This window comes from Magnetospirillum sp. (assembly GCA_027532905.1).
GTDB lineage: Bacteria > Pseudomonadota > Alphaproteobacteria > CACIAM-22H2 > CACIAM-22H2 > Tagaea.
Map to the genome: position 1 here is coordinate 186747 of JAPZUA010000004.1, position 23833 is coordinate 210579.

At 64.9% G+C, this 23833-nt stretch carries 22 protein-coding genes; 8 read left to right on the top strand and 14 right to left on the bottom strand.

Annotated elements, in window-relative coordinates:
* Window positions 1-300: 300 nt before the first annotated feature.
* The gene (locus O9320_14735; protein ID MCZ8312099.1) at window positions 301-2214 is read left to right on the top strand and encodes a propionyl-CoA synthetase; all 1914 of its coding nucleotides are present in this window, start codon (window positions 301-303) and stop codon (window positions 2212-2214) included.
* A 3-nt stretch (window positions 2215-2217) separates the two neighbouring features.
* Here O9320_14735 and O9320_14740 read toward each other — a convergent pair whose 3' ends face one another.
* Entirely contained in the window at window positions 2218-2826 is a 609-nt protein-coding gene (locus O9320_14740) for a DUF1013 domain-containing protein (GenBank protein MCZ8312100.1), read from the bottom strand.
* Between the two features lie 217 nt (window positions 2827-3043).
* Between O9320_14740 and O9320_14745 the strand changes: the two genes are divergently transcribed.
* The 4 genes from O9320_14745 (at window position 3044) to O9320_14760 (ending at window position 6232) form a co-directional block, all read left to right on the top strand.
* On the top strand, window positions 3044-3913 hold the full coding sequence (locus O9320_14745) for a hypothetical protein (protein ID MCZ8312101.1): 870 nt from the start codon (window positions 3044-3046) through the stop codon (window positions 3911-3913).
* 98 nt (window positions 3914-4011) lie between these two features.
* Window positions 4012-4638, top strand: a complete 627-nt coding sequence (locus tag O9320_14750) for a ribonuclease HII (protein ID MCZ8312102.1) — start codon at window positions 4012-4014, stop codon at window positions 4636-4638.
* Window positions 4639-4688: 50 nt separating this feature from the next.
* Complete coding sequence (locus tag O9320_14755) at window positions 4689-5789, top strand: DNA methyltransferase (protein MCZ8312103.1); 1101 nt, start codon at window positions 4689-4691, stop codon at window positions 5787-5789.
* A gap of 53 nt (window positions 5790-5842) precedes the next feature.
* On the top strand, window positions 5843-6232 hold the full coding sequence (locus tag O9320_14760) for a hypothetical protein (protein ID MCZ8312104.1): 390 nt from the start codon (window positions 5843-5845) through the stop codon (window positions 6230-6232).
* Window positions 6233-6266: 34 nt separating this feature from the next.
* On the opposite strand, the gene O9320_14765 is transcribed toward O9320_14760, so the two are convergent.
* Complete coding sequence (locus tag O9320_14765) at window positions 6267-6587, bottom strand: hypothetical protein (protein MCZ8312105.1); 321 nt, start codon at window positions 6585-6587, stop codon at window positions 6267-6269.
* Between the two features lie 59 nt (window positions 6588-6646).
* On the opposite strand from O9320_14765, the gene O9320_14770 reads away from it, so the two are divergent.
* The 3 genes from O9320_14770 to O9320_14780 are packed head-to-tail and all read left to right on the top strand — an operon-like array spanning window position 6647 to window position 8539.
* Window positions 6647-7384: an SDR family NAD(P)-dependent oxidoreductase gene (locus O9320_14770; protein MCZ8312106.1), complete on the top strand. Its 738-nt coding sequence runs from the start codon at window positions 6647-6649 to the stop codon at window positions 7382-7384.
* A gap of 1 nt (window position 7385) precedes the next feature.
* Entirely contained in the window at window positions 7386-8132 is a 747-nt protein-coding gene (locus tag O9320_14775) for an SDR family NAD(P)-dependent oxidoreductase (GenBank protein MCZ8312107.1), read from the top strand.
* On the top strand, window positions 8132-8539 hold the full coding sequence (locus O9320_14780; protein ID MCZ8312108.1) for a nuclear transport factor 2 family protein: 408 nt from the start codon (window positions 8132-8134) through the stop codon (window positions 8537-8539). Before O9320_14775 ends, O9320_14780 begins: the two co-directional genes overlap by 1 nt.
* On the opposite strand, the gene O9320_14785 is transcribed toward O9320_14780, so the two are convergent.
* The 12 genes from O9320_14785 to O9320_14840 all read right to left on the bottom strand — a co-directional run bounded on the left by O9320_14785 (window position 8523) and on the right by O9320_14840 (window position 23606).
* Window positions 8523-9053, bottom strand: a complete 531-nt coding sequence (locus O9320_14785) for a DUF3833 domain-containing protein (GenBank protein ID MCZ8312109.1) — start codon at window positions 9051-9053, stop codon at window positions 8523-8525. The genes O9320_14780 and O9320_14785 overlap by 17 nt on opposite strands.
* Window positions 9050-10405, bottom strand: a complete 1356-nt coding sequence (locus O9320_14790; protein MCZ8312110.1) for an MFS transporter — start codon at window positions 10403-10405, stop codon at window positions 9050-9052. Before O9320_14790 ends, O9320_14785 begins: the two co-directional genes overlap by 4 nt.
* The gene (locus O9320_14795; GenBank protein MCZ8312111.1) at window positions 10392-11597 is read right to left on the bottom strand and encodes a cyclopropane-fatty-acyl-phospholipid synthase; all 1206 of its coding nucleotides are present in this window, start codon (window positions 11595-11597) and stop codon (window positions 10392-10394) included. Before O9320_14795 ends, O9320_14790 begins: the two co-directional genes overlap by 14 nt.
* Entirely contained in the window at window positions 11584-12372 is a 789-nt protein-coding gene (locus O9320_14800) for a DUF1365 domain-containing protein (protein MCZ8312112.1), read from the bottom strand. The genes O9320_14795 and O9320_14800 overlap by 14 nt, the downstream gene beginning before the upstream one ends.
* 14 nt (window positions 12373-12386) lie before the next feature.
* Window positions 12387-13706 carry an FAD-dependent oxidoreductase gene (locus tag O9320_14805; GenBank protein ID MCZ8312113.1) on the bottom strand — a complete coding sequence of 440 codons (1320 nt, stop codon included), beginning with the start codon at window positions 13704-13706 and terminating at the stop codon, window positions 12387-12389.
* A 1-nt stretch (window position 13707) separates the two neighbouring features.
* Window positions 13708-15144, bottom strand: coding sequence for a deoxyribodipyrimidine photo-lyase (locus O9320_14810; GenBank protein ID MCZ8312114.1), 1437 nt, complete (start codon window positions 15142-15144; stop codon window positions 13708-13710).
* 68 nt (window positions 15145-15212) lie between these two features.
* On the bottom strand, window positions 15213-15935 hold the full coding sequence (pdeM, locus tag O9320_14815; protein MCZ8312115.1) for a ligase-associated DNA damage response endonuclease PdeM: 723 nt from the start codon (window positions 15933-15935) through the stop codon (window positions 15213-15215).
* A 10-nt stretch (window positions 15936-15945) separates the two neighbouring features.
* Window positions 15946-18411 (bottom strand): ligase-associated DNA damage response DEXH box helicase, encoded by a 2466-nt coding sequence (locus tag O9320_14820; GenBank protein MCZ8312116.1) that lies wholly within the window; start codon window positions 18409-18411, stop codon window positions 15946-15948.
* 5 nt (window positions 18412-18416) lie between these two features.
* Window positions 18417-18806, bottom strand: coding sequence for a hypothetical protein (locus O9320_14825; GenBank protein MCZ8312117.1), 390 nt, complete (start codon window positions 18804-18806; stop codon window positions 18417-18419).
* The gene (locus O9320_14830; GenBank protein MCZ8312118.1) at window positions 18803-19168 is read right to left on the bottom strand and encodes a hypothetical protein; all 366 of its coding nucleotides are present in this window, start codon (window positions 19166-19168) and stop codon (window positions 18803-18805) included. Before O9320_14830 ends, O9320_14825 begins: the two co-directional genes overlap by 4 nt.
* Window positions 19169-19255: 87 nt before the next feature.
* Window positions 19256-22414, bottom strand: a complete 3159-nt coding sequence (locus tag O9320_14835; GenBank protein ID MCZ8312119.1) for a multidrug efflux RND transporter permease subunit — start codon at window positions 22412-22414, stop codon at window positions 19256-19258.
* A 43-nt stretch (window positions 22415-22457) separates the two neighbouring features.
* Complete coding sequence (locus O9320_14840; GenBank protein MCZ8312120.1) at window positions 22458-23606, bottom strand: efflux RND transporter periplasmic adaptor subunit; 1149 nt, start codon at window positions 23604-23606, stop codon at window positions 22458-22460.
* Window positions 23607-23833 lie beyond the last annotated feature (227 nt).

Here is a 23833-nt window from a genome sequence, read left to right on the forward strand (position 1 = left end):
GTTCTGGCCGCAAGGCACCGGCGAACCGGACTCCCCACGAACCGGGGTCAACGTACACGACATAGCGTGGCAATCTCAACAGCGCATACGGCCCCCCGCTTGGGTGCCCACCGATCGCGGCGATCCGGGCGCCAAACCGCAGAAAACAAGGCAAAAACCGCGCTTTTGCGCACCCCCTGCGGCGCTATGCCGCACCTCGATTTCGGGGGGCAGCCCGGCCCTTCCCAATTGCGGCAGTTCCGGGCAAGGTTCGAGACGCAAAACAAGAAAGCGCACAAAAGCACGAGGGAGACGCGACCGATGGCGACCTATGCGGAAATCCACAGCCGTTCGCGACGCGATCCGGAAGGATTCTGGGGCGAGATCGCCAAAGGCATCGACTGGATTCGCCCGCCCGCCCGCGTGCTCGATGCCGATGCCAAACCGGTTGCACGCTGGTTTCCGGGCGGCGAACTCAACACATGCTGGAACGCGATCGACCGCCATGTCGCCGCCGGCAACGGCGAGCGCCTTGCCGTGATCTATGACAGCCCCGTGACCGGGACGATCGCGCGTTTCACCTATGCCGAGATGCAGGCGAAAATCGCCGCCCTTGCGGGTGCGCTCAAAGAAGCGGGTGTCGCCAAAGGCGACCGCGTGATCGTCTATATGCCGATGGTGCCCGAAGCGCTGGTAGCGATGTTGGCCTGCGCGCGCCTGGGTGCGGTGCATTCGGTCGTGTTCGGCGGTTTTGCGGCAAACGAGCTTGCCGTGCGAATCGACGATTGCACGCCCAAGGCCATTCTGTCGGCCTCGTGCGGCATCGAGGGTGCCAAAGTGGTGCCCTACAAACCGCTGCTCGACGCGGCGATCGCGATCGCCAAGCATAAGCCAGCCGCCTGCCTCATCCTGCAGCGCAAGCAACTCGCCTGCACCCTCGTTGAAGGCCGCGACCGCGATTGGAGCGAGGCGGTCGCCGCCGCCGCACCGGCCGATTGCGTGCCCGTACTCGCGACCGACCCGCTTTATATCCTCTATACATCGGGCACCACCGGTGCGCCCAAGGGCGTGGTGCGCGACAATGGCGGGCACGCGGTGGCCCTCCATTATTCGATGCAAGCGATCTACGACATGAAGCCCGGCGAGGTTTTCTGGGCCGCGTCGGACGTCGGCTGGGTCGTCGGCCATTCCTATATTTGTTATGCACCCTTGCTCGCGGGCTGCACCACCGTGCTGTTCGAAGGCAAACCGGTCGGCACGCCCGACGCGGGCGTCTATTGGCGCGTGATCGAGAGCCACGGCGTCAAAACCTTGTTCACGGCCCCCACGGCGTTCCGCGCGATCCGCAAAGAGGATCCCGAGGGGCTGCTCATCCCCAAATACGATCTATCGGGCTTTCGCGCACTTTTCCTCGCGGGCGAGCGCTGCGATCCGGCCACCCTCGACTGGGCCACGCAGAAGCTACAGCGCCCGGTCGTGGACCATTGGTGGCAGACTGAAACCGGCTGGCCCATCGCCGCCAACTGCCTCGGCATTCCGACCGGTACGGGGGCCCTCTTCCCGATCAAGCCCGGCTCGCCGACCAAGCCCGTCCCTGGCTGGGACGTGGCCGTGCTCGACACCGACGGACATGCGCTGGCAGCCGGCGAGATCGGCGCCATCGTATGCCGCCTGCCGCTGCCGCCGGGCACGTTCCCCACTTTGTGGAACGCCGAGCAGCGCTTTATCGATGCGTATCTCGTCGAATATCCAGGCTGCTACAAAACCGGCGATGCCGGCTATATCGACGAAGACGGCTATCTCTACGTAATGACGCGCGTGGACGACGTGATCAACGTGGCGGGCCATCGCCTGTCGACCGGGCAGATGGAAGAAGTGCTGGCAAGCCACACGGACGTCGCCGAATGCGCCGTGATCGGCGTTGCCGACGAATTGAAGGGCCAAGTGCCGCTCGGCTTCGTCGTGCTCAAATCGGGCGTCAACAAACCCGACGCTGCGATCACCGCCGAAATCGTCGCCCTCGTGCGCGACAAGATCGGCCCCGTCGCGGCGTTCAAGCAGGCTGTGATCGTCAAGCGCCTGCCCAAAACGCGTTCGGGCAAAATCCTGCGCGGGACGATGCAGAAAATCGCCGACGCGCAGAGCTACAAGCCGCCCGCGACGATCGACGATCCCGCAATCCTGGACGAAATCCGCGCGAGCCTCAAAAACGCAGGCTACGCGAAGGAAGTCTGAAGCTTACGCTTCGGCCTTCGCGGCAGCCGCGTCGGTTGCGGCTTTGGCCGCACGCTTGGCCGCACGTTCCTGCTCTTTGCGCGCGCGCTCGGCCGAACGGGCCGCACGGCCGATCGCTTCGTCGAGCGCGTCCTGGCTGCACAGGCCGAGCACGACCGGATTGGTCGGCTTGATGTTGGCCATGTCGAAATGGCTGCGGTCGCGGATCTTCTGGATCGTCGGCTTCGTGGTGCCCACGAGCTTGCCGATCGCCGCATCGCCGAGTTCGGCATGGTGGCGCAGCAGCCACGCGATCGCGGCCGGGCGATCCTGACGCTTGGACACGGGCGTGTATTTCGCCCCCTTCGGCCGCTGCACCGGCATCGGCAGATCGACCTTCAGCAGTTCGAGGCGGGCGGCGGGGTCGGCTTCCGCGCGCGTGATCTCCTCGCGCGTGAGCTGGTTGTTGGCGATCGGATCGAGACCGTTGATCCCCATCGCCACTTCGCCGTCGGCAATGCCCTGCACTTCGAGCGAATGCATGCCGCAGAACTCGGCAATCTGCTCGAAGCTCAGCGCGGTGTTTTCGACCAGCCACACGGCGGTGGCTTTGGGCATCAAGGGCAACGACATCGGAAGTCTCCTGGCGGCGGCACGCAAAAATCGACCCTGTCTGCCAGGACGCAATCCCATGGCAAATCGAACCGAGGCGTACCGAATTGTGCGAATGGCACGATTTATATAGGCCGCCCTGCAGCGGGTCAAAACTCTTTGCCCACTTTTCACAAAAATAATTTGATTGTTAATCCTAGATCGGATATTTTTCTGTATATCAAATTAGGAGAACATTGTGGCAAAAGAAACCAACAAAGTCGAAGCAAATCTCATCGCCCGGATTGATCGCGGACAGCGTCCGCCGGGGCCAATTGGCCCCTATGGCGCCAGCCACGGCAGTGGCGATCGTATTTTCGAACAAAACACGAATTCGAGCAGCGCCAACCCGCGGATCGGCCTGCATCCGCTGTTTGTGCGCTGGCTCGAGCCGACCTTGGCGTTGGCCGAGGGCGGCCGGGCTGGCCAGGCCGTGGCACTCGACAATGGGGCGAGCGGCCTGTCGCTCGGCCGCCTGCAGATGGATCTGAGCCAGCAGGCCGAATTGCGCGTGAACCTCGCGGCTTTTGCGCGCGCCCGCCTGCTCGATCTCGATACGCCTGGGCCCGACGCCCCTGCCGTGCGCGTCGATATCGAGCGACTGTTCGCAAAGACAACCGAGAAGATGAACAAAGCCGAACGCGCGCAGGCCGAGCGCATCGGCATGCGCCTGCTGGCGTGGCCTGGGGCGGCCGCAATCCTCGCGCGTTTCGAGCGGCTGAAGCTTGTGCGCATTGGCCTCGCCGTGCGCCGCGTGATTGCGACGGCAAGCCCCGGGGCCGCCAAATTCGCGCGCAGCCTGCGCGGCCAGATCGAGTTTGGCTGCCATCTGCACCAATTCGGCACCGGCTCGACCGAACGGCTCGAAGCCTTCCTTGCCGGCCGCACGGTCGCTTTCGAAGGGGCCGACGGCAAGATGCGCAGCGTGGCGCCGACAATCCCGCTCGATATCGAGCGCTTCCGCGATTTCCGCCGCGCCACGCGCTGGGGGGCCGCCAATCCGCGCGCCAACGAAAGCCGCCACCAACGCATCGACTTGGCGCTCAAAGGCACGCCCGGCGATGCGTAGCGCCCTTTTCAAAACTCCATCGCGTCGACATTCGACCGCGATCGCCAAAAGGCTGTTCGGCGTATAGTGCGGGCCAAGCAAGGAGGCAGAGACTCGACGTGCCGGATCTTCGATACGAACGCAAACTGGGCGGGCGCGTGGCCGGCATCGACGAGGCGGGGCGCGGGCCGTTGGCAGGGCCTGTGGTCGCGGCCGCTGTCGCGTTTGCGGGTACGGCCCTGCCGCCCGCCCTTTCGGGCCTGCTCGACGATTCGAAAAAACTGAGCGAGGCAAAGCGCGAGGCGGCCTTTGCCGAATTGCGCGTACAGCGCCATCTGGGGCACCTTGCCTTCGGCATCGGGGCCGCCAGCGTGCACGAGATCGACCGGCTCAATATTCTGCGCGCCACGCATCTGGCCATGCGCCGCGCACTCGCCCATCTGCCCTTCATGCCCGACGCGGCGCTTATCGACGGGAATCAACTCCCGCGCGACTGGCCGTGCCGCATGCAGGGTCTTGTGGGCGGCGACGGCAAATCTTTGTCGGTGGCGGCGGCTTCGATTCTCGCCAAAGTAGTGCGCGACCGCATCATGGCCAAGCTCGACCGGCGCTATCCCGCCTATGGCTGGGCCAGCAACAAGGGCTACGGCGCCAAAACCCACCTCGAATCCATTGTGGCTGTCGGCCCCTCGCCCCACCACCGATTGAGTTTCGCGCCCCTGGCGCAGGGCCAACTAAGCCTCTGATTCGTTTATCTGTTGACCCGGGAATCCGCATTGACTCAGGATGCGGCCCCATGAACAAGCCCAAGCGCATCGAATTCCCCGAAGGCCTGATCGGCGTCGGCGACAGCATTTCCCAGATGGCCGAGCTGCCCGAGGGCTCGGTCGATATGGTCTTTGCCGACCCGCCCTACAATCTGATGCTGAAGGGCGATCTGCATCGGCCAAACAACTCAAAGGTCGACGCGGTCGACGACGCCTGGGACCAGATCGGCGATTTTCGCGCCTACGACGAATTCAGCCACGCATGGCTTTCGGCTGCGCGCAAAGCGCTGAAGCCCGACGGGGCCATCTGGGTCATCGGCAGCTACCACAACATCTTCCGCGTGGGTGCGATGCTGCAGGATCTCGGTTTCTGGATCCTCAACGACATCGTGTGGCGCAAGACCAACCCGATGCCGAATTTCCGCGGCCGGCGTTTCACCAACGCGCACGAGACGATGATCTGGGCCGCCCGCTCGGAGAAATCCAAATACACGTTCAACTACGAAGCCATGAAAGCGCTCAACGAAGAGCTCCAGATGCGCTCGGACTGGCTGATCCCGGTCTGCGGCGGCCCGGAGCGCATCAAAGGGGCCGACGGCAAAAAGGCGCACCCGACGCAAAAGCCCGAATCGCTTGTGTATCGCGCTGTGCTCTCGTCCACGCGCCCCGGCGAAACGGTACTTGATCCGTTCTTCGGCAGCGGGACGACGGGGGCTGTCGCCAAGCGCCTCGGCCGCCGTTTCGTCGGCTTCGAGCGCGACGAAACCTATGTGGACGTGGCGACGTCGCGCATCCGCGACACGCGGCCCGACGATCCGGATTTCCTCAATGTGCGCGCCAAACGCGAGGAGCCGCGCATTCCGTTCGGTTGGCTCGTGGAACGAGGCCTCTTGCGGTCGGGCGAGGTTCTAAGCGATGCTAGCGGTCGCTGGTCGGCGCGCATCCGGGCCGACGGCACGCTCTCCGCGTCGACCGCGTCGGGCGACCATCGCGGCTCCATCCACCAGGTTGGGGCGGCCGTGATGGGGGCGCCGGCATGCAACGGGTGGACCTTCTGGTGCGCCAACATGGACGGGCGGCGCGTGCCCATCGACGTGTTGCGCCAGAAGCTGCGCGCAGAACTCAACTGACCCGGGCCTGACGGCAACTGCCGCAGGACCGGCCCAACAAGGCGATCCGTCCGATGGCAGAACTTCCCGCAGCCCCCCGCGCCCAAGCTTCCGCCGCCCATTCCCAAGCTGGCCGCCCGCGCGAACGCGTGCGTGCAATTTTCATCCTGTCCAAATCGGTCGGCGAATTGCTGGGGCCGGACCATCACGTGGCGCGCGCGATCCGCACGGCTGCCGACGACGAAAGCCCGTTCAATTTCGAGCTTGCGCGCACCGCATTCGACCGGCTGCCGGGAGCCACGCGCCGGCGCATTCGCGGCCACGCGGAATCGGAAGCCGAGCGCTACGCCGACGCGATCGGCCTCAAGGCCATCTTGCGCAAGCTGCCCGGCGACCAGCCGATCGGCCTCGAAATGATCTGGCCGCAGACCGGCACCTATGCCGGCCGACCGCGCGAGCGCTGAACCCTAAAACGACGGAATTAGAAACGCGCCGAGGTTAAAAACGCGGGGCCGTCTGCGCGTCCGGCAATTCGCCGGCGACGGCAGCCGCAAGCCCGCAGCCGCAGAACGGGCAATTCATCTGCTGGGCGGTTTCGCGCGCCTGCACCTCGCCCACACCCCGCCCTTCGAGCTCGGCCATCAGGTCGGCCAATACGCGCTGATGGGCGTTGCGCGTTTCGCACGCATCGAGGATCAGGCGCTGGCGCGGCACATCGAGATCTTCGACGCGTAAAGCGAGGGCCTGGCGCGGGGCAACCAAGCCTGCGGTCGCCGCAACGGCGGCACACGACAAAAAGGCGCGACGGGTCTTTTCCATGCGCAACACTATAGCGCCAAACCCATGGTTTTTCCAGCCCGCCACGCCATGTAATTGGGATGACAAACCAAGCTCCCATTCTCGTTTTCGGTGCCACCGGCGCCATCGGCCAGGCGCTGGCGCGCAGCCTTGCGGCCGACGGCCAACGCCTGCATCTGGCTGCGCGCGACGCCCCCGCTCTCGCCGCCCTTGGCCAGGAACTGAACGCGCCGACGAGCCCGTTCGACGCGCTCGACGATGCCAGCATCGCCGGTGCCGTTGCGGCTGCATCCGCCGATGGCTCCGGGATTTCCGGACTTGCCTGGTGCGTGGGCTCGATCGTGCTGAAGCCGCTGGCACGCGCTTCCGCCGCCGATTTCGCCGACGCTTACCGCCTCAACGTGATCGGGCCAGCGCTTGCGACCAAAGCAGCGCAATCGGCGTTGGCGCAGGCCAAAGGATCCGTGCTGCTGTTCTCGAGCGTGGCGGCCGGCCAAGGTTTTCCGCAGCACAGCGTAATCGCCTCGGCCAAAGGGGCGGTCGAAGCGCTTGCGCTGTCGCTGGCGGCCGAACTCGCCCCCAATGTGCGCGTGAACTGCATCGCGCCCAGCCTCACCCGCAGCAAGATGGCGGCGGCGTTTCTGTCGAACCCGTCGCTCGAAAAAGCCATGGATGCGATGCATCCGCTGGGCCGCATCGGCGCGCCCGAGGATGCCGCCAATCTCGGCGCCTTTCTGCTCGGCCCCAAAGCGGGCTGGATCACGGGCCAGATCGTCGGGGTGGATGGCGGTCGCGGCAGTTTGCGCGTAAAAGCCTGACATGAGCGAAATCGTCTGGATCACGGGGGCATCGTCGGGGATCGGCCGCGCCCTTGCTTTGCGCTTGGCCAAAGAGGGCCGCACGGTCGTGGCGTCGGCGCGCAATCAATCTGCCCTCGACGCGCTGGCCGCTGAGGGCGGCAAGAACATTGTGCCGCTTGCCCTCGACGCGACCGACAAAGACGCCTGCGAAAACGCCGTCGCCTGGATCGAGGCCGAGATCGGGCCGCTCGCACTTGCCGTGTTCAACGCGGGCACGCATCTGCCGATGGGGGCCGCCGACTTTGCCGTGGCCCCGTTCCGCCAACTCGTCGAGATCAATCTCATGGGCACGGTCAATGTGCTCGCCCCCACGCTTGCCGCCATGCGCACACGCAAGCGCGGCCATATCGCGGTCGTCGCATCCGTCGCGGGCTATTCGGGCCTGCCGACCGCCTCGGCCTATGGGGCCACCAAAGCCGCCCTCATCAATATGTGCGAAGGGCTGAAGCTCGAATGCGATGCGCTCGGCATCAAGCTGCAGCTCGTCGACCCGGGTTTTGTGCGAACACCGCTCACAGACAAAAACGACTTCCCGATGCCGTTCTTGATGGAGATCGACGACGCGATCGATGCGTTCGTGGCAGGCCTTGCCGGCAACAGCTTCGAAATCGTGTTCCCGCGCCGCTTTGCCATCCTGCTCAAATTTCTGCGCATGCTGCCCTACGGGCTCTATTTCAAACTCGTGCGGCGCATGACGGGCGCGTGATGGACAGACTCGACGCCTATGTCGCGTTTTTCGAAACCATCCGACGCGACAATCTCAATGCGCTCGACGCCCTCGTCACACCGGACGTGCGCTTCAAAGATCCGTTCAACGACGTGACCGGTGTGGACAAGATGCGCGCGGCCCTCGCCATGGCGTTCGACCACGGCATGCCGCGCTTCACGGTGCGCGACAAAGCGCGCGGGGCCGCAGGCGCCTATCTCCTATGGCACTACGACCAGGGAAACGGCTTTGCGTTCGACGGCATGAGCGAAATCCGCTTCGCGCCGGACGGGCGTATTTGCGCCCATATCGACCATTGGGACGCGAGCCGCGAGGTCTACGCCAAGCTGCCCGTCATCGGCTGGCTCGTCCGCCTCGTCCAGGCTCGCCTCAAGGTACCTTCCTGAAGGCGAGCGTGACCGAGCCGATATCGAAACCCCATTTGGTCACGTAGGCGCGGTTGAGCAACAGGCCGTCGGGCTGCAGATACATCCAATCGTCGAAATGCACGGCCAAGCGCCGTTCGCCCATCTTGAGATTGATGTTGTATTTGAAACTGAACGCGTTGCCGACTTGGTGGCCCAAAGCCACGCCGATCGCGTCTTCGGTGCGCCCTTCCCAGCGATCGGAGCCGACGCGGCGCAAGCGCCACACGCGGCGGTCCTTCTCGCCGTCGGCATAATCGAAGTGCTCGTCGAGGACGAATTCGTCGCCCTCCCACTTGCCTTCGATGTCGACCGTGAATTCGCGGCGCAGATTGGCGAAGCGGTCTTCGAAAATGCCCCAGGCGCGCGTGCGGCCGAGGAAATACTCGTCGATCTTCAAGACGGGCGTCTTGCCCGCGAAATCTTCGATCTTCATGCCACTGCACCCCATCAACGCCAGCGTCGTCGCTAGCAATACAAGAAAACGGCGGATCATCTCGCACCGACCCTTTCGGCAATGCGCGCACGCAACTGCACTTGCGCAGCTGCGTCGAGCGGGAAATTCCAAATGAGATAGGCGGCCCCGAGCTTGAAAACGACCGGCACGCCCGCATAAAGAAATGCCAGCATAACATGCCCAGGGCTTGTTGGATCGTTCGCGACGAACCCTGCCGCATCGAGGGCCGGAAACGCCAAGGCTGGTGCGAGGGCCAACGCAAGCTTGGTCGCGACCGACCAAATGGCGAAATAGAGCCCGGTGCGCTGGCCCCCGCCGCCGGCCGTGTCGACATCGACGACGTCGGCCTGCATCGAGGCGGGCAAGGCCAAGTCCGCACCGAAGCACAGGCCCGTGAGCAGGCAAATCGCAAGGAACGCCGCAGTGTCCCCATTGCCCAAAAACGGCACGAATGCGAAAGCGCCGCACGCGGCCACCATCGACGCACTCCAGGCGCGATGTTTGCCCCACAATTTAGCCGCGCGCAGCCACAAGGGCACGGCGGCTATGCCGCTCACGAAATAGACGAGCAGGAAAGCGCCCGACTGGTCGCCCGCTCCCAGCACACTGCCCGCATAGAGCAGAAACAACGTGGCGGGCAGCGCGTTGGCAACGCCATTCACCAGATATGCAACGACAAGGCGGCGGAACGGGCCATTGTCGCGCAGCAAGTGCCAGCCCGCGCGCAAATCGAAACCGCTAGCGGCCGCAACGGCCTTGGGCTCGGGCACATAGCGCAGCAGCACAAACGCCGCGATCGGCAGCAGGATGGCGCAGGCAACGACGAGCGCATGCAGCGCAAACCCTTCCGGCGAATCGCCAGGATGCAGGAGCCCGGTCTGCACCGCCACGGTGGGCAGCGACGCTGCGATCGCCACACCGACGACGGTAAGGCTCTCGCGCCACGCGGCAATGCGACTGCGCTCGGCATAGTCGCTCGAAAGCTCGGCCCCCCACGCCTGGTGCGGGATCTGCACCATCGACCAGCCGAGATAGACGACGAGCAGCCACAGCAGCAGATAGCCCGCCCCCGCCTCCGTCGGCGGATCGAACAGCATGAAGCTGCCGACAAGCACGAACGGCAATGCCGCAAGAATCCACGGTTTGCGCCGCCCGAAGCGCGTATGCGTGCGGTCGGAGAGCGCCCCGATGGCCGGATCGACGGCGACGTCCCACAGCCGTGCGACCAGCAGCACGGCGCCGATGGCGGTCAAGCTCAGGGTCGTGGTTTCGACATAGTAGGCGGGCAGAAAAATCAGCAGCGGCAAGCCCAGCATCGCCGCAGGCAATGCCGGCAATGCATAGGCGGCAAGCAGCGAGGCAGGAAGTTTTTTGTCGTCACGCGCGGACAAGGGCGACCTGTGTGACGTCGAGCGAGCGGCCGCGGAAGCCCGCCTCGCAATAGGCGAGATAGAACTCCCACATGCGCTTGAAGCGCCCGTCGAAGCCGAGCGGCTCGATCTCGGGCCATGCGGCCTGGAAGCGGCGATTCCACTCGGCAAGCGTGCGCGCGTAATCTTCGCCGAAATTGCTCTGCTTCTCGAGACGCAAGCCCGCCGCCTCGTATTCGCGCTTGAGGGCGGTGGGCGAGGGCAGCATGCCGCCCGGGAAGATGTAGCGCTGGATGAAATCGACGCCGTTGCGGTAGCGCTCGAAACACTGGTCGGCGATCGTGATGATCTGCAACGCCGCACGCCCGCCGGGCTGCAGGCAATCGTGCAGCTTGCCGAAATAGGCAGGCCAGTATTTCTCGCCGACCGCCTCGAACATTTCGATCGACGCAATGCTGTCGTAGCGCCCTTCGACGTCGCGATAATCGACGAAACGCGTCTCGACGAGATCGCCGAGCCCTTCGGCCTGGACCTTGGCTTGCGTGTGGGCAAGCTGCTCGCGGCTGACCGTGATCGCGGTCACCTTGGCTTGGTATTCCTTGGCGAGATATGCCGCGAAGGAGCCCCAGCCGCAGCCGATTTCGAGCACTTTTTGGCCCGGCGTTACCGCCATCATCGTGGCCATCTGCTTGAACTTGGCTTGCTGGGCGGCTTCGAGATCGGCCACGCCCGTCGGATAGACGGCCGAGGAATAGGCCATCGAAGGATCGAGCCAACGTTCATAGAACGCGTTTCCGAGATCGTAATGGTAGGCGATGTTGCGCTGCGAGCCCGCGCGCGTGTTGGCGCGCAGCGCGTGCCACAGGCGGCGCACATAGCCGACGATGGGGCCGATGCGGCTCGCGGTACCATAATGGATCGGGTCGATCGCCGTCTCGTTCAGCACGGCAAGCTCGAGCATCGCCGCCATGTCGGGCGAGTCGATGCCGTGGTCCATATAGGCCTCGGCAAACCCCACATTGCCGCCGAACAGGATCTGGCGCGCCGCCCGGTTCGTGCGGATCGCAAGCTCGGCTTGCGGGCCGGGCTTCGGCCCGCGAAACACGCGCTGCGAACCGTCGGGCAAGGTCACGGTCAGGCAGCCGATCTCGATATGCTCGCCGGCCGCGAGCAGCGTGCGCAGGGCAAGGCCGGGAATTTCAGATTTCAGCATGGCGAACGACGATTTCGACAGGGATTGCGGGAGCGGCTGGTCTTGCATGGTAGCGGGCACCTTTCAGCCAAAGGCGCAGCGCTTCCCAATGGATAGCGCCGATCACTTTGAACGTCAGCAGCGGATAGCGCACGAAGGCGCGGAATAGATTGCGGTCGGTCCATGCAACGCGCCGGCCGGTCTGGCTTGCGACCAGCAACTCGCCGTCGGCGGCGTCTTCGCGGATCAGCAGCGTGAGTTTTTCCTCAGGCTCGGCGACGCGAAAACGGTAGAGCTGCGCCATGTTGATGAAGGGCGACACGTGGAAATGTTTGGCCGCCTGCTGCACCACGGGTGCGGTCGGCGCACGGTCGGCCGCGACGGGGATGAGATAGCCGTGCTGGTCGCCGAAGGTGTTCTTGACCTCGTACAGCATCGCCGCCAAACGGCCGTCGGCGGCGTAGCAGAAATAGACCGTAAGCGGATTGAACACGTAACCGAGCACGCGCGGAAAACACAGCGCGTAGATTTTGGCACCCGCCGCCCCGAGCTCCGCCTTGTCCAGATGCGCTTGCACCCATTCGCGTACCTTGCTGCCGTCGCGCGCGCCATGGTCGGCGTCGTAGAACGCGAACAAGCCGGGCCGGTTGTAGGCGAACAGGCGCGAGCCGCGCGCCAGGGTCGGCAGCGCATCGAGATCGACGAGCATCGAGAAAACGCCGTAGGCAAAGCGATGCCGGAACGGCCGCAGCCGCGCATGCAACACATTGCCGAAATAGAGGCAGTTTTCTGGCATTTCCCCGGGCTCTTTCAGTCGGCCGCGTTTGCCTGGGCTGTTGCCCAGGGCCGCTTGACGCCCAGCGATTCTGCAACATCGAGGCCCGAACGCAAGCCGTCTTCGTGGAAGCCGTAGCCGGTCCAAGCACCGCAGAAATAAAGCCCGCGCTTGCCCTGTATTTCGCCCAAGCGCTTTTGCCCGGCCATCGCCGCTTCGTCGAACACCGGGTGCATGTAGTCGAACGTCGCCAGCGTCTTGGCCATCGCCGGCGGTGCCAGCGGATTGAGCGACACGAACAGCGGCACGGCCGCATCGAGCCCCTGCAAGAGATTCATCCAATAGGTGACCGATACGGCCATTTCGCCGTCGAGCCCGCGACCGCGACGTTCGGCGAGATAGTTCCAGCTCGACCACGCGGCCTTACGCTTGGGCATCAGCGAATCGTCCTGATGCAAAATCGCCCGGTTGGACTGGAAGCGGAAACGGCCGAGAATCTCTTTTTCGAGAGGTGTGGCGTTGGCGAGCAGCGCCAAGGTCTCGTCGGCATGCGCCGCACAGACCACGCGATCGAAGCGATGACGCTGCCCGTTCGCGTCGCGCACCTGTACGCCGTCGGAGCCCGCTTCGATCGCGGCCGCACCGGGGGCGAGCGTCAAAGCGCTGCCCGCATCTTCGAGCAATTTGCCGATGTAAGTGCGGCTGCCGCCTTGCACCGTGCGCCAGGCCGGGCGGTCAAAAATCTGCAGCAGGCCGTGGTTGCGGAAGAAGCGCGCCAGGCTCACGACCGGAAAATCCATCATGGCCTTGGCTGGGCACGACCAGATCGCTGCCGCCATCGGCAGCAGATGGTTTTCGACGAAGGCGCGGCTGTAGCCGCCTTGCGCCAAGAACGTGCCGAGATCGCGCGGATCGTCGGTTTCGGCCGCACACAACGCGGTCGCCTCGCGGAAGAAGCGCATGCAGTCGCGCAGCATGCGCCAATGGTCGAGGCGCAGAATGTTGCGCTTCTGCGCGAAGAGCCCTGCAAGCGTGCCGCCCGAATATTCGATGCGCCCACGGTCGATCGAGGCCGCAAACGACATGTCCGATTGGCGTGCGGCAACGCCCAGATGCTTGAACAGCGCGATGAGGTCGGGATACGTCGCATCGTTGTAGACGATGAAGCCGGTATCGACGGCGACGTCGCGCACCGAGCCGTCTTCGGCGCGCGCTTTTGTGTGCACCGTGTTGGTGTGGCCGCCGAGGCGATCCTGCTTTTCGAACAAGGTCACACGATGGCGCTTGGCGAGCAGCCAGGCCGCACTCAAACCCGAAATGCCGGAGCCGACGACGGCGATGTTGAGGCGCTCCATGCTAAGCCGCCGCCTTCAGCGTTTGGAAAGCGGCAAGCGCGCGGGCGCGCGCTTTGGCGTGATCGACGATCGGCAGCGGATAGTCGGTGCCGAGACGCAGGCACGCTTTCGTCAGCACGGAAGCGGGCGCCTCCCAGGGTGCGAACAAATATTCGGTCGGCAGCTCGGCGAGTTCGGGCACGAAGCGGCGGGTGTAAGCGCCATCGGGATCGAACTTGGCACCCTGCAGGATCGGATTGAAGATCCGGAAATAGGGCGCGGCATCCGCCCCGCAGCCCGCGACCCACTGCCAGCTTGCCGCATTGTTGGCGAGGTCGGCATCGACAAGCGTGTCCCAGAACCACGCCTCGCCCTGCTGCCAGGGCAGCAGCAGATGCTTGACCAGGAACGAAGCCACGATCATGCGCACGCGATTATGCATCCAGCCGGTCTGCCACAGCTCGCGCATGCCGGCATCGACGATCGGATAGCCCGTCTGGCCGCGTTGCCAAGCACGCAGCTTCGCCGCGTCGTCAGCCCAGGGAAAGAGGCGAAAATCGGCGCGCAACGGCGCTTCCGGCAGATCGGCATGCTGGAACAGCAGATGGTGCGCGAATTCGCGCCAGCCGAGTTCGGACAGGAACGTGTCCGCACCCGCCGTACCGCCAGCCGCGGCTTGGGCGGCATGGAAACATTGGCGCGGCCCGATCTCGCCGAAATGCAGATGTGCGGACAGGCGCGACGTGGCTTCGAGATCGGGGCGGTTGCGGTCTTGTTTGTAGCCCGCGACGGCGTGGGCCAAAAACCGCTTGAGCCTTGCACTGGCCCCTGCTTCGCCGGGCTGCCACAGATCCTGCCAGCCGGCAGCCCAATCGGGTTTGCGCGGCGTGAGGTTCCAGGCCGCAAGCGCGTCCGATATCGGCCACGCGGATGGGGCCGCGAGTTTCTTCGGGGCAGGCATGGGAAGCGGGGGTGCATCTCCCGCCATGCATGTTTTCCAGAATTGCGTGAATACGCGATAGGGCCCGCCGCTTTTGTTGCGGATCGTCAAAGGCTCGAACAGCAGGCTTGCGTTGAAGCTTTTGGCGGCAACGTTGCCTGCTTCGAACGACGCCTTGATCGCAGAGTCGCGCGCGATCGCGGCGGGCTCGTAGCGCCGGTTCCAATAAACGCCCTGCGCCCCCGTCTCGGCGACAAGTGCTTCGAGCACAACTTGGGCCGCACCGGCGCGCAGGATCAAGCGGCTGCCGATTTTGGCAAGCGAAGCACCGAGCGAGGCCAGCGAATGATGCAGCCACCAATCCGACGCAGCCCCCGGCGCCCAAGCGCCCTCGCCGCCAATGTCGCGGATATAGACGCAAATGACGGGCGCCCCGGTCGCCGCCGCAGCAGCGAGGGCCGGATTGTCGGTCAGGCGCAGATCCTGACGAAACCAAACGAGTATCGGCGCCGCTGACATTGTTTTTCGGGAAAGACCGTTTGTTTGAAGTGGCTTCGAGGGGTTTACGCTTCCCGCCCCATCATGGATCACCGATTGGACTTTTTGGCGGTATCCGGGTGCGCCGCAAAGGGAAGCAAACGCTCCCGACCGAACAAATGCAGGCGTTCGCCCCCCAGCATTAGCACGCGGAAGCGCGCACGGCCGAACAGCCGTGCGATAGCGGGGTCCAGCACATCGAGCCCGCCCGCATAGGCGCCGAAGGCCGGCAGCACCATGCGCCGCCCGTCGAGCGCAAAACAGGGTGCCGCGATTCGCCCGGCTTGCGTCGAAACGGCGGCTTTGGGGTGGAAATGCCCGACGATTTCGCCCGGCGCCAAGCCGCTTGGCGCCGCGGGCTCGTGGCGCAAAGCAAGCTTGTCTTCGACGACTTCGGACAGGACGCGCCCGCCAAAAGCAGGCGGGATCGCCGGATCGTGGTTGCCCACGACCCACACCCAATCGTGGGCGGCGACAAGGCGTTTGAGCAACGCGGCGTCGTTCGCCGCCATGCGCGCCTCGGCGCGTATATCGTGGAACGAGTCGCCGAGGCACACGATTCGTGCGGGCGTGAATTTGCGAATGAGCCCCTGCAGCTTGGCAAGGCTCGCGGCCGAATCGTAAGGCGGCAGCAAGGTACGGCGGGCCGCGAACGCCGAACCTTTTTCGAGATGCAGATCGGCCACCACGAGCGTGCGGCGCGCGGGCCAATAGAGAGCGCCCGACGGATCGGCGAACAACGGCGTTTCTTCGAGCGTGAGGCGCGCGTGCATTTCAAATTGCTCAGAACAAAGTCTGCTGCGGATCGTCGTCTTCGAAGCTCGCCTCGTCGATCAGCGCTTGGGCAGCGGCGGCATCGGCGAGCCATTCGTCGGGGGCGGAGCCTTGCACCGATTCGCGCCCCACTTCGAGCAGAATCGGCACCGCGAGCGGCGACACGCGGGCCAAGCTGCGATGCGATATGCGCCCGCGCGCGGCCTTCAGCACTTGGGCCAAGCGCACGAGATCGATCATGCCGGCATCGGCGTCGGCGCGTGCGGCTTTGAGCAATACATGGCCGGGCTGGTGCTTGCGCAATACGTCGTAGATGAGGTCGGACGAGAACGTCACCTGGCGGCCGGATTTTTCCTGGCCCGGATGGCGCCGCTCGATGAGGCCCGCAATCACCGCGACGTTGCGGAAGCTGCGTTTCAGCATCGAACTTTCGGCGAGCCATTCTTCGAGATCGTCGCCGAGCATGTCTTCGGCAAAAAGCTCGCTTGGCCGCTCGACATGTTTGGCCGACCACACTGCGATGGCGTAGTCCGACGCCACGAAGCCGATCGGCCGCAGGCCAGCGCGCGCCATGCGCCTTGTGAGCAGCATGCCCAAACTCTGGTGTGCGTTGCGGCCGGCAAAGCAGTAAGCCACCAGAAACCAGCGCCCGTCGCGCGGGAAGGTTTCGACGAGCAGCCCGGTGCGGTCCGGCATCTGGCTGCGCTTGCGCTGCAGATGCAGCCATTCGCGTATGTCGGCGGGAAAGCCTGCCCAAGCGGGCGGATCCTGCAGCAATTCGCGCACGCGCAACGCAAGCTCGCTTGTGAAAGGCATGCGCCCGCCCGCATAGACCGGCACTTTGGGCTGCTCGGCGGAGGCGGCTTTCGAAACCTCGAGCGTGCCGTCGCGCAAACCTTCGAAGCGCAGGATCTGGCCTGCAAACGCAAACGTGTCGCCGATCTCGAGGCCGAGCGCGAAATATTCTTCGATCGAGCCCAGGCGCTTGCCGCGCTTGAACGCGACATGCAGCATCGGCTCTTCGACGATGGTGCCGATATTCATGCGATATTGGCGCACGAACAAAGGATCGGCCACGCACCAATGGCCGGTCGCGTCGCGCACCAAGCGCCGATAGCGCTCGTAGCCTGCCAGCGCGTAGCCGCCAGTCGCGACATAGTCGAGGACCGCGTCGAAATCGGCGCGCGAAAGGTCGGCATAGGGCAGCGTCGCCACGGTCTGCGCGTAGGCCGCTTCTTGATCGAACGGGCCCGCGCACGCCATGCCCAGCAGGTGCTGGGCGAGCACGTCCAACGCACCGGGCCGCTCGGGCAAGCGGTCGAGCTCGTCCGCCGCCACGGCTGCGATCGCGGCCACGCATTCGAGCATCTCGAAACGGTTGCCGGGCACAAGCAATGCACGGCTTGCGTCGTCGAGCCGATGGTTCGCCCGCCCCAGGCGCTGCAGCAGGCGCGACGCCCCCTTGGGGGCCCCCACCTGCACGACGAGATCGACATTGCCCCAATCGATGCCGAGATCGAGCGAGGACGTGGCGACGACCGCGCGCAGCTTGCCCGCCGCCATCGCCGCTTCCACGCGCCGGCGCTGCTCGGCCGCAAGGCTGCCGTGGTGCAACGCGATCGCCAGATTGTCGTCGTTGAGCTTCCACAATTCGCGAAAACAGATCTCGGCCTGAGCGCGCGTGTTCACGAACACGATCGCGGCACGCGCGTTTTTGAGCGCCATATAGACTTCCGGCAGCGCATGCACGGCCCCGTGGCCCGACCACGGCACGCGTGCGGCCGGATTGACGATCGTGACCTGGGGCTTGGCGCCCGCTTCGCCGAGCACAATGTCGGCCGTGCTGCCAAAGCCCGCCGACAGCCAGCGTGCGAGCATCGGCGGATCGGCAACGGTCGCCGACAGGCCGACGCGCCGCGCGTTCGGCGCCAATGTCGCAAGCCGTGCCAAGCCCAGTGCAAGCAGATCGCCGCGCTTGGTGCCGGCAAGCGCATGCGCTTCGTCCACCACCACGCATTCAAGATCGCCGAATAGCGTACCCGCATCCGGATAGGAGAGCAGCAAGGCGAGCGATTCGGGCGTGGTCAGCAGAAGATGCGGCGGGTCGCTGCGCTGGCGGCGGCGCTTGGACGCAGGCGTGTCGCCGGTGCGGGTTTCGGCGCGAATCCCGAGGCCCATCTCGGCGATCGGCACTTCGAGATTGCGGTGGATGTCGACCGCGAGCGCTTTGAGCGGCGAGATGTAGAGCGTGTGCAGACGCGGGCGTGGATCGGAAGCGAGATCCACGAGGCTCGGCAGAAACCCCGCCAACGTTTTGCCAGCCCCCGTGGGGGCCACGAGCAGCACCGAACGGCCTTCGCTTGCGGCTGCCAACAACTCGGCCTGATGGCGGCGCAAACCCCAGCCGCGCGCAGCGAACCACGCGTCGAAGGGGGCTGGCAGCGTTTGCGGGGGCACGCGTGAGCCGGGGCTGATCGGCGTCAATCCCGGAAATCGACCAGCGCGTCGTCGAGATCGAGGCCGCTGCCATGTTCGCGAATGAGGAAGGCCGGCCGGTTCGAGATGATGCGCAGTTCCTTGTTGCCCGAACGCGGCAGGGGAATGCGCGCGTTTTTGCAGTAGCCGATCAGCGCCGCCGCGATCTCGGACTGCTTGAAGCTGCGCTCGACCTTGCCGCCGGAATCGCGCTCCATATGCAGCGTCATCGAGAAATCGCCCTCGTCGAACACCATGCGCGTGATCATGCCGACGGGCAGCGGCTTTTTCTGCAGCCGCACGAACGCGCCGATCGCCTGTACCATTTCGCTTTCGCGGAAAAAGATGAGCCGGTATTCGGACATGCCGTCAGGCAGAGCGGACTTCTTTTTCATGCGACGTGCTTGACGAGTTCGAAAGCCAGAAACTCTTCGGTTTCGGGTCCGGCGATGTGCACCATCAGCGCCAGCCGCGTGTCGATCAGATAGACCTGCTTTTTGGATTTGAGCGGCAGGCGCACGCCGCGATCCTTGCACTGCAAGATCAGCGCTGCGGCGATGGTTTCGCGGTCGAAGCGGAAAATCTGCGGCCGCGGCGCTTCCTCGTAGGTCAGTTCGATGTCGATCTTTTTGGGGTCGACGACGAACGCGTCGGGGTCGCGCACCGGAACGGCCACGCCGCGCCGACGCTGGAACCCGACCAGCGCTTCGCGGATGTCCCGCCAAGGGAACAGGATGCACCGGTACTCGCTGGCCATACGGGCGTAATCGGCTCAAGGCAGTTGTGGACAATCACCTTCGATAGCCCATCGCGCTTGGCCGCGCAATCACGGTGCTGAAAACCGTCATTTTTGCGGGGCGGCGGCTGCAATTGCCTTTCGTTTCCGCGACATGCTGCGGACCACGACGTAGAAAACCGGCGTCAGGAACAAGCCGAAGATCGTGACGCCGAGCATGCCCGCGAACACGGCCGTGCCCAGCGACTGGCGCATTTCCGCACCCGGCCCGGTTGCCGTAACAAGCGGAACCACGCCCAGGATGAAGGCGAACGCCGTCATCAATATGGGCCGCAGCCGCAGGCGGCACGCCTCGACCACGGCTTCGACCGCGTCTTTGCCTTCGTTTTCGATCTGGCGCGCGAACTCGACGATCAGAATCGCGTTTTTCGCCGCCAAGCCCACCAACACGATGAGACCCACCTGCACGAGGATGTTGTTGTCGAGCCCGCGGATCATCACGCCCGCCAAGGCCGACAGCACGCTCATCGGCACGATCAGCACGATCGCGAACGGCATGCCCCAACTCTCGTACTGCGCGGCGAGGGCCAGGAACACGAACACGACGGCGAGAATGAAGATATACGTCGCCGTATTGCCGGTGAGCTTCTCCTGATAGGCAAGCTCGGTCCATTCGAGGCCAATACCGGCGGGCAGCGTTTCGCCCGCCACTTTCTCGATGAGCGCGATGGCCTGGCTCGAGGTGACGCCGGGACCGGCCGCCGCCTGGATCGGGATCGACACGAACGCATTGTAGCGCTGCACGAGGTCGGCCCCGGTCGTGTCGCGAATATCGACGAGCGTGCCGAGCGGCACTAAGGCTCCCGTCGCCGAGCGCACGCGCAGGCGCGCAATGTCGTCGGTCGTGAGGCGGAACTCGCGGTCGGCCTGGGCGCGCACCTGGTAAACGCGGCCGAACGCGTTGAAGTCGTTGACGTAAGCCGTACCCAGATTGAACTGCAGCGTCTCGAAGATGTTGCCGATCGGCACGTTCAGGATCTGCGCCTTGGTGCGGTCGATATCGAGATAGATCTGCGGCGTGCTGGCCGAGAAAGAGGTGAACACGCCGACGAGGCCCGGCGTCTGGCGCAATTGCCCGATGAGCTGGTTGGCCGCCCCCAGCACGCGCACGACGTCGTTGCCGGTGCGGTCCTGCAGCTGCAGCTTGACGCCGCCTAGCGAGCCAATACCTGGCACCGAGGGCGGTGCAATCGCGATGATGAAGGCTTCTTGGATCTGCTGCATGCGCCCGAAGATCTGGCCGACGATCGCGTCCGAACTGAGGCCTGCCGGGATGCGATCGGCGAACGGTGTGAAGCCAGTGAAGATCACGGCCGCATTGGGCGCGTTCGTGAAGGTCGCCCCGGAGAAGCCTGCGAACGCCACCGCGTCTTTGACGCCCGGGGTCTGCTGCAGAATGCCCATCGCGCGTTTGACGACGGCGTCCGTGCGCTCGAGCGAAGCGCCGTCGGGCAGCTGGATCGCCACGATCGCGTAGCCGCGGTCGAGCGGCGGGATGAAGCCCGTGGGCACGGCCGAGCCGATCCACACCGTGGCCCCGCCGAGACCGGCATAGATCAGAAGCATCAGCGCCTTGCGCCGCACGAGGACGCCCGAAAGCGCTGCGTAGCTGTGGCCCATCTTGTCGAAGCCGCGATTGAAGATCGAAGCAAAGCCGCTGCCGAGCCGCGCGATCGGATTCTTGGGCTTGTGGTGCGGATCGTGCGGCTTCAGGAGGATCGCCGCAAGGGCCGGCGACAACGTCAGCGAGTTGAAGGCCGACAGCACGGTCGCAACCGCGATCGTCGCGGCGAACTGACGGTAGAACTGGCCCTGTAGGCCGGGCACGAACGCCGACGGGATGAAGACCGCGCACAGCACGATCGAAATCGCGATCACGGCGGTTCCCACCTCGTCCATGGTTTCGTGCGCGGCGTCGCGCGGGCTCATGCCGTTGGCGATGTTGCGCTCGACGTTTTCGACGACGACGATCGCATCGTCGACCACGATGCCGATCGCAAGCACCATGCCGAACAGCGTGAGCACATTGAGCGAAAAGCCGAATTCGAGCAGCACCACGAAGGTGCCGATCAGCGACACCGGGATCGCCAGAATGGGAATGAGGGCGGCCCGCCAGCTCTGCAGGAACACGAGCACCACGAGCGCCACGAGCACGATGGCCTCGATCAGCGTCGTGTAGACCGCCGAAATCGACTCTTGGATGAATTCGGTCGGGTTGTAGACGACCTGGTGCTCGACGCCGATCGGGAAGTCGCGCTGCAACTCGATCATGCGCGCGCGGATCGCGTTGGCGGTGGCAAGCGCGTTCGAGCCCGGGCGCTGGAAGATCGCGAGCGCCACCGCGGGCTTGCCGTTCAGATACGAGTTGGTCACGTAGTCTTTGGCGCCGAGTTCGAGGCGGGCCACGTCGCCCACGCGCACGAGGCGGCCGTCGCCCGAATTGCGCACGATCACGTCGCGGAACTGGCGCAGATCTTCAAAACGGCCTTGCGTGGTGACCGCGATCTGGAACGCCGTGTTGGCGTCGGCCGGCGGCGTGCCGAGCGAACCGCCGGAGACCTGCACGTTCTGCTCGCGGAGTGCGCGCACCACGTCGCCCGCCGACAGGCCGTAGCCCGCGAGCTTGTCGGGATCCATCCAGATGCGCACGGCGTATTCGCGCGCGCCGAACACGATGAGATCGCCCACGCCCTCGATGCGCAAAAGCTGGTCGCGCACGCGCAGCAGCGCGTAGTTCGAGATGTAGAGCTGGTCGTAGCTTTCGTCGGGCGAAAGCATGTGCACGACCATCATGAGGTTGGGCGAGCTTTTCTGCGTCGTGATGCCGAGGCGGCGCACTTCTTCGGGCAAACGCGGGGTCGCGATCGCCACGCGGTTCTGCACGAGCACGCTTGCCTGGTCGAGATTGGTGCCGGCCTTGAAGGTGATGGTGAGCGCCATCGAACCGTCGGCGGTGGCGTAGGACGACATGTAGATCATGTCTTCCACGCCGTTGATTTCCTGCTCGAGCGGCGTTGCGACCGTGGCGGCCACGGTCTGGGCGTCGGCACCCGGATATGCGGCGCGCACCACGATTGTGGGCGGGGCGATTTCCGGATACTCGGTCACCGGCAGGGCCGTGAAGGCGACCGAGCCCAGAATGACCATCACGATCGACAGCACCGAGGCGAAGATCGGATGGTCGACGAAAAAGTGCGTAAAGCGCATAGCGCGTATGTCCTTTGATGCGGGCGCTTAGCGCGCCAGACGCTTAACGAGAAAGCGGAAGTTCGATCGTCTGCGCCGTCACGCGCCCGCCGGGGCGCACGCGCTGCAGACCGACCACGACGATGCGCTCGCTGCCGTCGAGGCCGGTGCGCACGATGCGGTAGCCGTCGATGCGCGGACCCGGACGGATCAGCCGGATCGCGACCGACCCGTCGTCGGCCACGACCCACACGAAACGCCGGTCCTGGTCCGCGCCGATCGCCTCTTCGGGGATCAGCACGGCTTTGTAGGGATTGGAGCCCGGCACCTGCACGCGGCCGAACAGGCCCGGCGTCAGCAGCCCGTCTTTGTTGGGGAAGGTAGCGCGCGCGCGCATGGTGCCGCTCGCAGGATCGATGCGGTTGTCGAGGAACTCGAGCCGCCCGATGCGCGGCATGTCGCGCTCGTCGAGCAGGCCTGCGCGCACGTCGAAACCCGCACCGGCGCGGCCCGATTGCTGCTCGCCCGCCTGCACGCGGCGCGTGTAGGCGATGTAGGAGCGTTCGTCGATGTCGAAATTCAGATAGATCGGATCGATCGACACGACCGTGGCCAGCAGCGTCTGGTCGGCCGTCACGAGATTGCCTTCCGAGACGAGCTTGCGGCCGATGCGCCCCGAAAGCGGGCTGCGGATTTCGGTGAAACCGAGATTGAGGCGCGCCGTTTCCTGGTCGGCGCGGAGAGCCGCAATGTCGGCCTGCGCCTGCTGGAAGGTCTGGCGCGTCTGCTCGAGCTGGCGCTCGGGTGCGGTCCCGCTGCGCGCCAGACGCTCGAAGCGCTCGAAATCGAGGCGTGCGAAATCGAGCCGAGTCTGGGCGGCGTTGACGGCCGCCGTCGTGCGCGCGAGCGTGGACTGGTAGAGGCGCTTGTCGATCACGAACAGGAGATCGCCTTCGCGCACGATCTGACCGTCGCGAAAGCGCACGGCTTCGAGATATCCGGATACGCGTGCGCGCAATTCCACCGCATCGGCCGCTTCGAAGCGGCCGGTATAGTCGTCCTGCTCGACGATTTCTTTGACGACGGGCTTGGCGACCGTAACCGGCGGGGCTTGCGGCGGCCCACCCTGCGCAAAAGCGCCCGGCGCGAAAGAAGTTTGCGCCCACAGAAAAGCCGCTGCCAGTGCGACCGCACCCAAAAAACGCTGCGCCATAATCAAGTGCCCCCATGCCGAAATCGGTTGGCGCCGCTTCATTCAGCAGGCGCCACATGGGGAACAGTTACGCGCGTTCGACGCTATTGTGCAAGCGCAGCAATTGCGAATTCTTGTCGCGTCCGCAAATAGTGGTAGCGACTTACCGATTGGCCGCAGGCCCAGTGGGGCTATCCCCGCCGCGCGCAAACCAGAGGCTGCAGCGCGGCGGGAACGACAGCCGGAAG

Bases quoted from the DNA above. Each gene is read 5' to 3' on its own strand.
- O9320_14735 (MCZ8312099.1), top strand. From the start codon at position 301: ATGGCGACCTATGCGGAAATCCACAGCCGTTCGCGACGCGATCCGGAA.
- O9320_14740 (MCZ8312100.1), bottom strand. From the start codon at position 2,826: ATGTCGTTGCCCTTGATGCCCAAAGCCACCGCCGTGTGGCTGGTCGAA.
- O9320_14755 (MCZ8312103.1), top strand. From the start codon at position 4,689: ATGAACAAGCCCAAGCGCATCGAATTCCCCGAAGGCCTGATCGGCGTC.
- O9320_14760 (MCZ8312104.1), top strand. From the start codon at position 5,843: ATGGCAGAACTTCCCGCAGCCCCCCGCGCCCAAGCTTCCGCCGCCCAT.
- O9320_14765 (MCZ8312105.1), bottom strand. From the start codon at position 6,587: ATGGAAAAGACCCGTCGCGCCTTTTTGTCGTGTGCCGCCGTTGCGGCG.
- O9320_14770 (MCZ8312106.1), top strand. From the start codon at position 6,647: ATGACAAACCAAGCTCCCATTCTCGTTTTCGGTGCCACCGGCGCCATC.
- O9320_14775 (MCZ8312107.1), top strand. From the start codon at position 7,386: ATGAGCGAAATCGTCTGGATCACGGGGGCATCGTCGGGGATCGGCCGC.
- O9320_14780 (MCZ8312108.1), top strand. From the start codon at position 8,132: ATGGACAGACTCGACGCCTATGTCGCGTTTTTCGAAACCATCCGACGC.
- O9320_14785 (MCZ8312109.1), bottom strand. From the start codon at position 9,053: ATGATCCGCCGTTTTCTTGTATTGCTAGCGACGACGCTGGCGTTGATG.
- O9320_14795 (MCZ8312111.1), bottom strand. From the start codon at position 11,597: ATGCTGAAATCTGAAATTCCCGGCCTTGCCCTGCGCACGCTGCTCGCG.
- O9320_14800 (MCZ8312112.1), bottom strand. From the start codon at position 12,372: ATGCCAGAAAACTGCCTCTATTTCGGCAATGTGTTGCATGCGCGGCTG.
- O9320_14805 (MCZ8312113.1), bottom strand. From the start codon at position 13,706: ATGGAGCGCCTCAACATCGCCGTCGTCGGCTCCGGCATTTCGGGTTTG.
- O9320_14810 (MCZ8312114.1), bottom strand. From the start codon at position 15,144: ATGTCAGCGGCGCCGATACTCGTTTGGTTTCGTCAGGATCTGCGCCTG.
- pdeM (MCZ8312115.1), bottom strand. From the start codon at position 15,935: ATGCACGCGCGCCTCACGCTCGAAGAAACGCCGTTGTTCGCCGATCCG.
- O9320_14825 (MCZ8312117.1), bottom strand. From the start codon at position 18,806: ATGAAAAAGAAGTCCGCTCTGCCTGACGGCATGTCCGAATACCGGCTC.
- O9320_14830 (MCZ8312118.1), bottom strand. From the start codon at position 19,168: ATGGCCAGCGAGTACCGGTGCATCCTGTTCCCTTGGCGGGACATCCGC.
- O9320_14835 (MCZ8312119.1), bottom strand. From the start codon at position 22,414: ATGCGCTTTACGCACTTTTTCGTCGACCATCCGATCTTCGCCTCGGTG.
- O9320_14840 (MCZ8312120.1), bottom strand. From the start codon at position 23,606: ATGGCGCAGCGTTTTTTGGGTGCGGTCGCACTGGCAGCGGCTTTTCTG.